This is a genomic window from Photobacterium sp. AWH4_225 (assembly GCF_056158405.1).
In genome coordinates this window covers 1,890,902-1,903,405 of sequence record NZ_JBSWTF010000004.1, presented here as the reverse complement: position 1 = coordinate 1,903,405, position 12,504 = coordinate 1,890,902, and the positions used below count along the sequence as shown (strand labels likewise).

Annotated in this window: 13 protein-coding genes; 10 read left to right on the top strand and 3 right to left on the bottom strand. The window is 48.2% G+C overall.

What is annotated here, in order from left to right; all coding sequences use genetic code 11:
* Positions 1–109 precede the first annotated feature (109 nt).
* The gene (locus ACXAD4_RS25675; protein ID WP_475244847.1) at positions 110–1,150 is read left to right on the top strand and encodes a LacI family DNA-binding transcriptional regulator; all 1,041 of its coding nucleotides are present in this window, start codon (positions 110–112) and stop codon (positions 1,148–1,150) included.
* Positions 1,151–1,207: 57 nt separating this feature from the next.
* Here ACXAD4_RS25675 and ACXAD4_RS25670 read toward each other — a convergent pair whose 3' ends face one another.
* The gene (locus ACXAD4_RS25670) at positions 1,208–1,573 is read right to left on the bottom strand and encodes a DsrE/DsrF/TusD sulfur relay family protein (RefSeq protein WP_475244846.1); all 366 of its coding nucleotides are present in this window, start codon (positions 1,571–1,573) and stop codon (positions 1,208–1,210) included.
* 117 nt (positions 1,574–1,690) lie between these two features.
* Here ACXAD4_RS25670 and ACXAD4_RS25665 point away from each other — a divergent pair, with 117 nt between their 5' ends.
* Entirely contained in the window at positions 1,691–2,512 is an 822-nt protein-coding gene (locus ACXAD4_RS25665; protein WP_475244845.1) for a TOBE domain-containing protein, read from the top strand.
* A gap of 12 nt (positions 2,513–2,524) precedes the next feature.
* Here the strand turns inward: ACXAD4_RS25665 and ACXAD4_RS25660 are convergent, their stop codons facing one another.
* Positions 2,525–2,767: a hypothetical protein gene (locus ACXAD4_RS25660; protein WP_475244844.1), complete on the bottom strand. Its 243-nt coding sequence runs from the start codon at positions 2,765–2,767 to the stop codon at positions 2,525–2,527.
* 391 nt (positions 2,768–3,158) lie between these two features.
* Here ACXAD4_RS25660 and rbsD point away from each other — a divergent pair, with 391 nt between their 5' ends.
* The 6 genes from rbsD to ACXAD4_RS25630 all read left to right on the top strand — a co-directional run bounded on the left by rbsD (position 3,159) and on the right by ACXAD4_RS25630 (position 9,193).
* Positions 3,159–3,578: a D-ribose pyranase gene (rbsD, locus tag ACXAD4_RS25655; protein ID WP_475244843.1), complete on the top strand. Its 420-nt coding sequence runs from the start codon at positions 3,159–3,161 to the stop codon at positions 3,576–3,578.
* Between the two features lie 24 nt (positions 3,579–3,602).
* Entirely contained in the window at positions 3,603–5,108 is a 1,506-nt protein-coding gene (rbsA, locus tag ACXAD4_RS25650; protein WP_317520582.1) for a ribose ABC transporter ATP-binding protein RbsA, read from the top strand.
* Entirely contained in the window at positions 5,105–6,088 is a 984-nt protein-coding gene (rbsC, locus tag ACXAD4_RS25645) for a ribose ABC transporter permease (RefSeq protein WP_317520584.1), read from the top strand. Before rbsA ends, rbsC begins: the two co-directional genes overlap by 4 nt.
* 66 nt (positions 6,089–6,154) lie before the next feature.
* Positions 6,155–7,033, top strand: a complete 879-nt coding sequence (gene rbsB / locus ACXAD4_RS25640) for a ribose ABC transporter substrate-binding protein RbsB (protein WP_039461926.1) — start codon at positions 6,155–6,157, stop codon at positions 7,031–7,033.
* 190 nt (positions 7,034–7,223) lie between these two features.
* Positions 7,224–8,144: a ribokinase gene (rbsK, locus tag ACXAD4_RS25635; protein ID WP_475244842.1), complete on the top strand. Its 921-nt coding sequence runs from the start codon at positions 7,224–7,226 to the stop codon at positions 8,142–8,144.
* A 44-nt stretch (positions 8,145–8,188) separates the two neighbouring features.
* The gene (locus ACXAD4_RS25630) at positions 8,189–9,193 is read left to right on the top strand and encodes a substrate-binding domain-containing protein (protein WP_187462222.1); all 1,005 of its coding nucleotides are present in this window, start codon (positions 8,189–8,191) and stop codon (positions 9,191–9,193) included.
* Positions 9,194–9,627: 434 nt separating this feature from the next.
* Here the strand turns inward: ACXAD4_RS25630 and fabG are convergent, their stop codons facing one another.
* Positions 9,628–10,362, bottom strand: coding sequence for a 3-oxoacyl-ACP reductase FabG (fabG, locus tag ACXAD4_RS25625; protein WP_317520589.1), 735 nt, complete (start codon positions 10,360–10,362; stop codon positions 9,628–9,630).
* 262 nt (positions 10,363–10,624) lie between these two features.
* On the opposite strand from fabG, the gene ACXAD4_RS25620 reads away from it, so the two are divergent.
* Positions 10,625–11,596, top strand: a complete 972-nt coding sequence (locus tag ACXAD4_RS25620) for a LysR family transcriptional regulator (RefSeq protein ID WP_475244841.1) — start codon at positions 10,625–10,627, stop codon at positions 11,594–11,596.
* Positions 11,547–12,464 carry an alpha/beta hydrolase gene (locus ACXAD4_RS25615; protein WP_475244840.1) on the top strand — a complete coding sequence of 306 codons (918 nt, stop codon included), beginning with the start codon at positions 11,547–11,549 and terminating at the stop codon, positions 12,462–12,464. Before ACXAD4_RS25620 ends, ACXAD4_RS25615 begins: the two co-directional genes overlap by 50 nt.
* Positions 12,465–12,504: the final 40 nt, after the last annotated feature.

Below are 12,504 nucleotides of genomic sequence, written 5' to 3'. Positions count from 1 at the left end.
CACAGTAAACACATTCAAGCGGTATATTTAACCGACTGATTTTTAGATAAAAATATCATTGCTAATACTAGAAAGTTAGCAATGCTATTTTAAGATGTAGGGAGATTCGATGGCTGAGCCTCGAAAACGTCGAAGTACGGGACGTGCAACACTTGCAGATGTCGCCAAACTCGCAGGTGTGGGTTCGATGACGGTATCTCGGGCATTGCGTACCCCAGAACAAGTTTCAGATAAACTGCGCGAAAAGATCCAACAAGCGGTCGATGAGCTTGGGTATATTCCCAATAAAGCTGCCGGTGCGCTGGCCTCTGGTCAGAGTGACACTATTGCCATGCTGATCCCTTCCATGACAGAAAGTGCCTGCTGCCAATTTATCGACCCCTTCCAAGCCCAATTGGCCAAACGTAATTTCCAGCTGCAGATCAGCTACACGGGTGGGGTGCTGGATCAAGAAGAGAAAATTCTGACTAATATTCTGGCCAGTAGTCCAGCCGCTATCGTGCTGTTTGGTAGCGAAAGATCAGCCAAAGGCCGCAAGCTGCTTGAGAGCTGTAATATCCCTGTTTTGGAGGTCAATGAAATCACGCCACTGGCGATCGATCTCAATGTGGGCGTCGATCATTATCAGGCCGCAAAAGTCCTGACCCAACAACTGATTGAGCGAGGCTTCAAAAATATTGGCTTTATCGGCGGCCATGGTGACCAAGCAATCCTTAACAAACAATTAAGGGGCTGGCAGGCTGCGATGATCGAAGGTTATTTAGCACCGGATCATTTCCTGACATCCCATCAGCAAGCCAGTATCGAATTGGGAGCGGAAGGCTTGGCGAAGCTTCTGTTAAGGGAGCAAGAACTCGATGCCCTGATTTGCACCCACGAGAACATCGCCATGGGTGCATTGTTCGAGTGTCAGCGAAGGGTGATCAAAGTACCGACATCCATGGCGATCACCTGTTTGGATGGTGCTGATTTCTGCCAGCAAAGCTACCCAGGCATCACCGCGATTCACGTTAACTACCATGACATGGCGACCAAAGCTTCAGAGCTATTGGTAGGGAAAATTAAAGATACCGAGCCCCTGAATGGAGCTTCCAGCACTATCAATATAGGTTTTCAACTAACCCCGCGCGCCAGCAGCCATACTCAGTGATTTTGAGCTTGCGGTAATTGCATCAAAAGGGCTGATTTCAACCAGCCCTGTTTCTTGTCAGAAGGTCACGACCTTATCAGCCTGTAACGTCCATAGTGACAAGTCATCTAATGTCCCAATTTCAGCCCCTTCGATAAGCGGCAAAGACGAAAGGCCACGGGCATTGCAGCACGTCTTGCACAATTTTATTTCAGCACCTTGGGCCAGTAGGATCTCCAGCATTTGCTGAACATTGTACCCTTCCCCCGGCACCTGGGCAGGCAGCGCGCAGCTTACCGCATCAGACATCAAAAAGATCTTAATATCCGTCTCGGCCTCACTTTGTTCGCCTAGGTTAATGGCCAAGCGTAAGCCGTTAAACGAGCGTTCAGAGCCATACGGTGCATCATTCAAGATAAATAACAGGGTTTGCTTTGAGTTCATGTTGCCACTGTCCTTAAAACTTTTGTTTTATAAATCAATCACTACTTAAAGTCAGGTATACTCTACGTCAAAGCTTTTAGACGGTTTATGATCTGGCACTCAGGATTGGATATAACAATGAATTTCGACGCAATTCTTACTCTATCACAACATGGAAAAATGTTTGCCAATCCCCGCCGTATCGCCCTGCTAAAGGCGATCGCCGAGACAGGATCCATCAGCCAAGGTGCCAAGCAAGCTGGGCTCAGCTACAAAGCAGCTTACGACGCCGTAAAGGAAATGAACAAACAGTCAGAGTCTCCTCTTATCGAGTCTGAAAAAGGCGGCAAAGGCGGCGGTGGTGCTTCGTTGACTAATCATGGCCAACGTCTGGTACAGATGTATGAGTTGCTGGAGCAAATCCAATCGATGGGATTGGAGGCACTGAATGATGACAGTGTACCGCTGCACAGTTTGCTGGGAGTCATGAGTAAATTATCGCTACAAACCAGTGCCAGAAATCAGCTATTCGGAACCATTAAGCAAATCGAGAATCATGCCCTGCATGATTTGATAACGGTGGAATTACAAAGCGGCATTAACCTGACGGCTACCATTACCCACGGCAGCACAGTGAGGCTGAACCTACATCATGGTAAAGATGTGGTTGCACTAATCAAAGGGCCTGCGATTGATATCAAACTCCCCGCTTCTTCCCCTCATTTTACTTTGGAGAGAAGAAAACCTGATGCTTCCTCTGACCAAAACTGGTTGAAAGGCAAAGTCAAAGCGATTGATACCGATGACAGCTCGGTCGAAGTTACCCTGACACTCAATCAAGACGATGAGATTTGCTCCCTGATTGATAAAGGAAGCGAAGACATTTCAATGCTCACTGTTGGTGATGATGCCTATGCTGTTTTCCCTAGCGCGCAAGTTATCTTGGCAACCCTCAGCTAACGTTGAATATCGCTAGTTGAATTTAATACAGGTATTTTGCAATGGGTTATAGACTTCCCCTTGCTGGAGACAACTTTCCAAATAGCGGTAGTCCAGGTATTGGAAAGCAAACAGCAAAATGACTGATATCACCATGCCAATCAAAGACACCCGCATCAACCACAGTTTCTTTCTCTTCATCGCGTACAGCATAACCGCCACTGAAACAGGGGCAATACTGAGCAGAACAGGTTGAAGCTGTAGTACGGTTACCATCACGAGCAGTCCATTTAGGTGATTGAAGAACGAAGAGGGACTCCCAACCCACTCAAAGGGTATGGGTATATAACGCCGTAATAATACGCTCTTAGTGCATGTAATTTCAAAGCAATCTGGCGCCCTTTGCAAAACCTTACATAAAAATCACATATCTCATGCCTGCATTTCTTGATGACGCACAAAAAACATTCACTAAAAGCATATTTCTTCTGAGCTCAATCACATTTTTCAACCATAATTAGTGCGCATCGAAACGTTTGCTTTTACATTTATCGCTATCGAAACGATTGCGTAATCGTTTCGATATTCGATTAAGACATGGATGACACTGCCAAGGTTGGCAAACGACGTTAGAAGCATCACCACCATCAATAATTAAGGTGCAAGCATGAAAAAGAGCGCACTCATCAACTCTGAATTGTCCTATCTGGTTGCCACTCTTGGCCATACCGATGAAGTCACAGTATGTGACGCCGGTCTGCCAATCCCAGATGAAACCCAACGTATTGACCTTGCCCTTATCCCTGGCGTGCCAACTTTCATCCAGACAGTAAAAGCGTTGTTGGGCGAAATGCAGATTGAAGGCGTGGTGATGGCAGAAGAATTCAAGCAAGTCAGCCCTGAACACCACGATGCGCTGATTGCTCTTCTCCGCGAAGAAGAAGCGATGTGCGGTAAAACATTCAATATCGCTTATGTGCCTCATGAAGCATTCAAAGTACACACCCAAAACAGTAAAGCGGTGATCCGTACCGGTGAATGCACCCCATACGCCAATGTCATTTTCCAAGCCGGCGTTGTGTTTTAAAAGGCCTAGTTGCAAGGACTCCCTATGACTCAGCCAATTCTAGAACTCAAAGACATCGAAAAGGCATTCCCTGGCGTGAAAGCGCTGGATAAAGCCAGCCTGAATGTCTACCCGGGCAAGGTGATGGCCTTGATGGGTGAAAACGGTGCAGGTAAGTCAACACTGATGAAGGCGTTGACCGGCATCTACCATATGGACGCGGGCGAAATTCGCTACCAGGGTCAAACCGTTAACTTCAATGGCCCACGCCATTCACAGGAAGCAGGTATCAGCATTATTCACCAGGAGCTGAACTTGATCCCTGAGTTGACCATTGCCGAAAACATTTTCCTTGGCCGTGAAAAAACCAATGCATTTGGCGGCATCAAATGGGCACAAATGTACAAAGAAGCCGATGCCCTACTGGCTCGACTCAATGTTAAACACAGCTCGCGCACACTACTTGGCGAATTAAGCCTTGGTGAGCAGCAGATGGTGGAGATTGCCAAAGCGCTGTCTTTCAAATCTCAAGTCATCATTATGGATGAGCCAACCGATGCCCTGACCGACACCGAAACAGAGTCTCTGTTTAAGGTGATCAATGAGTTACGTGAAGAAGGCACTGGCATCGTATATATATCGCACCGTTTGAAAGAGATCTTCGAGATCTGTGACGATATCACGGTTCTTCGCGACGGTAAGTTCATCGGCCAGCGTGCTGTGGCCGATATCGATGAAGACACCATGATCGAAATGATGGTTGGCCGTCGTCTGGACGAACAATACCCACGCATCGACGTCAAACACGGTACTACTTGCCTTGAAGTGAAAAACCTATCTGGCGCAGGTGTCCACGATGTTAGCTTCACTTTAGATCGCGGTGAGATCCTAGGGATCTCCGGCCTTATGGGCGCAGGTCGTACCGAACTAATGAAAGTCATTTACGGTGCCCTGAAGCGTGAAGCCGGCGACATTGTGCTTGATGGCAAGGTGATTAACCCACTGACCCCACAAGACGGGCTGGCCAACGGCATTGCCTACATTTCTGAAGACCGCAAAGGTGATGGTTTGATCCTTGGTCTGTCAGTGAAAGAAAACATGTCGATTTGCTCGCTAGAGCAGCTGTCAAAGGGTGTTCAGCTAAGGCACTACGACGAAGTCACCGCAGTGGAAGATTTCATCCGCCTGTTCAACATCAAGACGCCGACTCGCAACCAAATCATCGGCAACCTTTCTGGTGGTAACCAGCAGAAGGTAGCCATTGCTAAGGGGCTGATGACCAAGCCAAAAGTATTGATTCTCGATGAGCCGACCCGAGGGGTAGACGTCGGTGCGAAAAAAGAGATCTACCAGCTAATCAACCAATTCAAGTCAGAAGGGATGAGCATCATTCTGGTTTCTTCTGAGATGCCGGAAGTACTCGGCATGAGTGACCGCATTCTGGTCATGCACGAAGGTAAAATCAGCGGCGAATTCATGGCTGAAGATGCCGACCAAGAAAAACTTCTTGCCTGCGCTGTGGGTAAACAAATCAACGAGGTAGCAGCATGAGCAGCAACGCTATGACCAAACAACAAAACTCCGGTAGCGCCAAGCTATTTAGCAAAGAGTGGCTGATCGAGCAGAAGTCTCTGATTGCCCTTGTATTCCTGATTGTCGTGGTGTCATTCCTGAACCCGAACTTTTTCACCGTCGACAATATCTTGAATATTCTGCGTCAAACCTCGGTCAATGCCATCATTGCTGTGGGTATGACACTGGTTATCCTGACTGCTGGTATTGACCTGAGCGTTGGTTCGGTACTTGCCTTGTGCGGTGCCTTTGCCGCTTCCCTCATTGCGATGGAAGTGCCGGTAATGATTGCGGTGCCAACTGCCTTGCTGGCCGGTGCTGCGCTGGGTGCAATCAGTGGTGTCATTATCGCCAAGGGTAAAGTACAGGCTTTCATTGCCACACTGGTGACCATGACCCTGCTACGTGGTGTGACCATGGTTTACACCGATGGTCGACCTATCTCTACTGGCTTCACTGACGTTGCTGACAGCTTTGCTTGGTTCGGTACTGGCTATGCAATGGGTATCCCTGTGCCAATCTGGCTGATGGTGATTGTCTTTGCTGCAGTATGGTACCTACTAAACCACACCCGTTTCGGTCGCTACATTTACGCGCTGGGTGGTAACGAATCAGCTGCTCGCCTATCTGGTATCAATGTGGATCGCGTCAAGATTGGTGTTTACGCCATCTGTGGTCTGCTAGCCGCCCTTGCCGGCATCATCGTTACCTCTCGTCTGTCTTCGGCTCAGCCGACAGCAGGTATGGGCTACGAGCTTGATGCAATTGCAGCGGTTGTTCTTGGCGGCACCAGCCTAGCCGGTGGTAAAGGCCGTATCATGGGTACCTTGATTGGTGCACTGATTATCGGCTTCCTGAACAACGCCCTAAACCTATTGGATGTCTCCTCCTACTACCAAATGATTGCTAAAGCAGTGGTTATCCTGCTGGCAGTCCTTGTAGATAACAAAAATAAGTAACACAACCTCTGTACGCGGGTAGCCCCCTGCCCGCCTCCACCCGACATATGTAGAAAGGAAAATAGAATGAAAAAGTTAGCAACCCTAATCTCTGCCGCTGTACTGTCAGCTTCATTCAGCTCTACGGCTGCCGCGCAGGACACAATGGCAATGGTTGTCTCCACGCTTAATAACCCATTCTTCGTAACCATGAAGGAAGGGGCTGAAGCCAAAGCGAAAGAGTTGGGCTATAACCTGATTGTTCTTGATTCACAAAACGACCCGAGCAAAGAGCTTTCCAACGTGGAAGACCTTACGGTACGTGGCGTGAAGGCAATTCTAATCAACCCTACCGATTCTGATGCCGTTTCCAATGCAATCCGCATGGCGAACCGCTCTAACATCCCTGTTCTAACCCTGGACCGTGGTGCAAGCCGTGGTGAAGTGGTTAGCCACATTGCCTCTGACAACGTGGCAGGCGGTGAAATGGCCGGTAAATTCATCATGGAAAAAGTGGGTGAAAAAGCGCGTGTTATCCAGCTAGAAGGTATTGCTGGTACTTCTGCGGCCCGTGAACGTGGTAAAGGCTTCATGCAGGCGGTTGACGGCAGCGGTATGGAACTACTTGCTAGCCAGCCAGCAGACTTCGACCGTACCAAGGGCCTGAACGTAATGGAAAACATGCTAGCAGCTAACCCTGACGTACAAGCTGTATTTGCCCAGAACGACGAAATGGCACTGGGTGCTCTTCGTGCTGTTCAAGCATCAGGCAAAGATGTCCTGATCGTTGGCTTCGATGGTACTGACGACGGTATCGCAGCGGTTAAGCGTGGCAAGCTAGGTGCAACTATCGCCCAGCAGCCTGATCTAATCGGTGCGCTAGGTGTAGAGACTGCAGACAAGATGCTGAAAGGCGAGCAGGTTGAAGCAAACATCCCTGTTCCTCTGAAAGTGGTTTCGGAGTAAGAGGCAGATCCTAGAACCTAGTGCCTAGATTCTAGGATCTAGGAACTCTTAAACTAAGGTGTCGATATGGCTTACCTTTCGCGCCTTAGTTTCAGCCCCAATAACTTTCAGAATTTATCGCTTAGCAAACATCTCTTTCCCAACTGCTAAGCCATACATTTTGGCCAATGAGAATCAAAAAGGTCCCAATATGAATAAATTAGTCGTTCTTGGCAGTGTGAACGCCGACCATGTTCTGCAAGTTGCATCTTTCCCTCGTCCGGGAGAAACGCTGCATGGCCATAGCTACTGTGTGATCCCTGGTGGTAAAGGGGCAAACCAAGCAGTCGCTGCTGCCCGCCTGGGTGCTGATATCGCATTCATCGCCTGTGTCGGTGATGACAGCTTCGGCCACGAGATGCGTGACGCCTTTGCCAAAGAAGGCATGAACACCGATGGCGTGATGATTGAGAAAGGCATACCAACCGGTATTGCGATGATCCAAGTAGCGGCGACTGGCGAGAACAGCATTGCAATTTCCGCCGAAGCCAACGGTTGCCTGAGTCCGGCCCGTATCGAGCCGCACCATAATCTTATTAAGCAAGCTGATACGCTGTTGATGCAGCTGGAAACCCCGATGGCGACTATTGAGGCTGCGGCCAAAGTAGCCAAGCAAGCAGGTACTCGTGTTGTGCTCAACCCGGCACCTGCCCAGCCATTATCGGATGACTTATTGCAACATATTGATATGATTACCCCAAACGAGACTGAAGCAGAGCTGCTAACCGGTATCAAGGTAACAGATACCACCAGCGCGCAGAACGCGGCTGATGCCTTGCATGAAAAAGGGATCAAACAGGTCATGATCACCTTGGGCAGCCAAGGTGTTTGGGTCAGCGAAAACGGGCAAGGTCGACAAGTACCAGGCTTCCGTGTTGATGCCAAAGATACCACTGCAGCAGGCGATACCTTCAACGGCGCATTGCTGACAGGCCTTCAGGAGAACAAGGCGATGGATGACGCCATCCGCTTTGCCCATGCTTCTGCTGCAATTTCAGTCACCCGAATGGGTGCTCAAACGTCTATTCCACACCGCCGTGAAGTGGAACGCTTTCTTATTGAGCACCAATAAGTTAATGATACCGTGCCCGCCCGGGCACGGTTCAGGGAGAACCTATGGCGACAATCAAAGATGTAGCAAAACTTGCAGGGGTCTCGACTTCGACAGTTAGCCACGTCCTGAATAAAACCCGCTTTGTCAGTGAAGACATTTCTGTTCGCGTTATGGCGGCAGTAAAAGAGCTGAACTATGCCCCATCGGCCTTGGCGCGCAGCCTGAAGGTTAACCACACCCGTACTTTCGGTATGCTAGTAACCACCTCGACCAACCCATTCTTTGGTGAAGTCGTAAAAGGTGTAGAGCGCCGCTGCTATGAGCAAGGCTATAACCTGATCCTGTGCAACACCGAAGGCGACCTGGCCCGTATGCGTGACAGCCTGGATATCCTGCTGCAAAAACGTGTCGACGGCCTGCTGCTGATGTGCAGCGAAGTCGACGGCCAGGCCTTCGATTTATTCTCTCGCCACCAGCCAGTGCCAACCGTTGTGATGGACTGGGGGCCGATTGATTTTCCGAGCGACAAGATCCAAGATAACTCCCACCATGGTGGTTATCTGGCGACTAAGCACCTTATCGACCAAGGCCATACCCAAATTGGCTGCCTAACCGGCCCGCTCGATAAACTCACCGCCCAGCAGCGCCTGTCAGGCTATGTGCAGGCGATGGAAGAAGCTGGCTTGGAAGTCAACAAACAGTGGATTGCATCAGGGAACTTTGAGTGTGAAGGCGGGGAAATCGCCTTTAATGAAGTCTTTGGCCGTGGACCGCTACCAACTGCCCTGTTCGTTTGTAACGATATGATGGCGATGGGCGTCATTAATACCGCCAGCAAAAAAGGCATCCGCGTGCCTGAAGATCTTTCTATTGTGGGTTACGACGATATCAAGCTGGCAAAATATATCACGCCTTCTTTGACGACCATCCACCAGCCTAAACACAGACTGGGTCAGCAAGCTGTCGATATCCTACTCAGCAAGATCCAAAACAAGCATGAAGCCAACACTGTGATACAGCTTGAGCCGACATTGGTAGAGCGTGACAGCGTTAAGCGTATTCATTAGTGTGAACTCATGAAAATCTCTAGAGCCCGTAACATACACGGGCTTTTTTTATTTCCCTCTCAGTGATAGACATATGCCGTTACAAAAATTCATGGCATCAAACCCAGCAAAATCGGCTGTTCTATTACAAGAAGCAAGATACCAATTGACCGAACATTCAATCCAGCGTACAACTGTAAGCTCAAAATTCACATTACACCTTTGCTTTCAAATTCACAGCTAGCCCTACCCTAGCTAAGGACAGCAATATGCTCGATGGCATTACGCACTGGATTAAACTTCGCTTACTCTGTTTATCGCTTTCCACGCAATGGGAGGATGATTTCTTTTCCAATCATTTTTAGCTTTACCCATTGTCTCTACTGTGTATTCGACACATAAAAAATCCCCTGCCGTTAAGCAGGGGATTAATTTAAATCCAAAAGATAGCAGAGTTAAATAACCAACCCACCATCAATCTTTAGCGTCTGACCCGTAATAAATCCCGAGTTGTCGCTAGCAAGGAATAGCGCGCCATTGGCAATGTCTTGTGGCTTACCCATCCGACCTAGAGGTGTTTTGTGTCTCATGAAATCCAAGACTTTCTCAGGTAGATCAACGGTCATCGGTGTTTCAATAAATCCAGGCGCAATACAGTTCGCTCTGACCTGTGCACCTTTGCGAGAAAATTCCTTCGACCAACCTTTGGTCATGGCAATCACACCACCTTTGGTCGCCGCATAGTTTGATTGACCTATATTGCCATCGGTACCGACCACTGAAGACATGGTAATGATAGAACCTGCACCGCCTTCAACCATGACCGGCGCAATCGCCTGGGTCATGTTAAACACACCTTTTAGGTTAACATCAGACACTAGATCCCAATCTTCCTCGGTCATTTTTTCAATTAGGTTGTCACGGGTTACTCCGGCATTGTTGACCAATACATCAATCTTGCCGTGTTCTGATTTCACTTGTTCAACGAAATGCGCAATATTCTCACGATCACAAACATTCAGCTCAATACCAGTGACATTCGGATACTTTGCCTCCAAGTCAGCCATTGCGGCCAAATTCATGTCACACGCATACACTTGCAACGCATCATTCTTGGCAAAGGTTTCGACGATGCAGCGGCCAATCCCTTGGGCACCACCTGTCACGATACACACTTTGTTATTTAGCATTTTTTTATTCCCCTATATGAATACCAAACTGTTACATCAAAACGGTTAGAACTGGTATTAGCGAGTGCCTGCAGTTGTGACGGGCAACACAACTCACTGTATTCTCGTATTTTAGAAGATTCACCCCAAACGATTAGTCACATTGATGCAAATCACCTTTGCGAATATGGGATATCAACCGAGGCGATAACCATATCGTCATCATTTTCTGGCACTTTTTTGCTATAACTATATGTAGGGAAATGGATTTTAGGGGGTGATCATGTTAGATAAGGTAGTCTTCTTTCTTCATGTTGTGAGAACCGGTTCGATTAGCGAAGCGGCCAAGCACAATAATATCTCACCTTCCGCTGCCAGCCGTTGGTTAAATGAGCTGGAAGAAAAAATGGGGGTGAGTTTGCTCAAGCGGACCACCCGGAAAATCACCCCAACCCAAGCAGGACAACGGTTATTTGACAGGTTCAGCCTACTTCATACCCAGATTGATGATGTCTTCAATGAAGTCCAGAACATGAGCAGTGAGGACAAAGGCACCATCAAAATCGCCAGTACCCCACTGTTTGCCAAGCACTACCTAAGCCAGATTATCGGCGAATATCTGCAGGAGCATCCCTCAATCAATTTTGTGGTATTAGAGACCGCTTTCGAAGTTGATCACGTCCATGATGTGGACTTTGCTATCCGTGCCAATGCCACTTATCGAGGCTTCCAGGATAAAGACAGCCTGCTGGTGAAACGTTCACTGCTTCGAGAACCCTTGATGGCATGCTGCTCACCGGGCTATATCAAGAAAAATGGAAAGCCCGTTGTCCCCGACGACCTCAAGCACCACCGTTGCCTCTACGCCAGTACTTTGGTTGGAGGCAACCGATGGATTTTCGAATTGGATGGTGAATATTCAACTGTAGAAATCGCCCAGACCGTCGAAGCCGATGACAGTGAAATCCTCAAGAACATTGCGCTAAATGGTGGTGGAATAGCCTATCTACCACTGAGCCTGATCTCTAATGAGATCGAAAAAAAGACTCTTCAACCCGTTTTAGAAAATTATGTAAGTAGTCAATTTGAGCTCAACCTCTATTTCAAGCCCCGTAAATATATGCCTGCACGCTGTGCCAACTTCAAAGATTATCTGATAGAGCGTGTTCCGGAAATTGAACTGTTAAAGCAACAAGGAAGCGCCCATGGCCGATATGCCACCAAGCCTGCAGACCTGGCTAAAATCATTCAATGATGCCCTATCGCAAGCAAAGCAACTCGGCATTCCGCCAACACCAGAAATGGCAAGGCTAGGCCTAGCGACTATTACCAAACAGTTTGTAACTGCAAAAGTGGAGATAAGCCAAGTCATCGATACCCATATCAACGGCACATCGATACCTTGTCGGATTTACCACCCGTCTCCTGATGCGGCTTTACCGGTACTGATTTTCTTCCATGGTGGTGGTCACATGTGTGGCAGTATTGCGGTTTACGACCCAATAAGCCGCCGTCTTGCCCACCATAGTCAGCATATTGTAGTGACAATTGACTATCGCCTTGCTCCAGATCACCCCTACCCCAAAGGTTTGGTCGATTGCATCATGAGCCTAGAAGAAATAGTCCATACCCTCGAGAAGCTCACTGTTGCCTTTCAGCACAACATTTCTATTGCTGGCGACTCAGCCGGTGGAGCTTTAGCAACCTCACTGGCACAGCGTCACCCAGAAATGATCAACCAATTGGTGCTGATATACCCAAGTCTGGATTACACTTTTTCCAGTGACTCCTTGGTCGACTACCGTGAAGGTTACATTTTAGAAACAGCAAAAGTGCAGTGGTACTTCGATCAGTATTTTCAACAAGGCGAAGACCGCCGAGAAGCTTCACCATTGTTTTCAGCGTTACCCAGTAACCACCCAGCAACCATGCTCATAACAGCAGGATTTGACCCGATACAGGATGAAGGAAAGCGCTATTTCAAGCGCTTGCAATTGCTAGGGATCCCAAGTGTTCACCATCACTTCGAGAACATGACACATGCTTATTTAAATTTGGAAGATCTAGCACCAAACGACTGTGAGCAAACTTACCGATACATAGATAGTTTTCTGAACCAGTAATCTACAGCGAAGATAAAAAAGCCCAGCTGGGTGCTGGGCT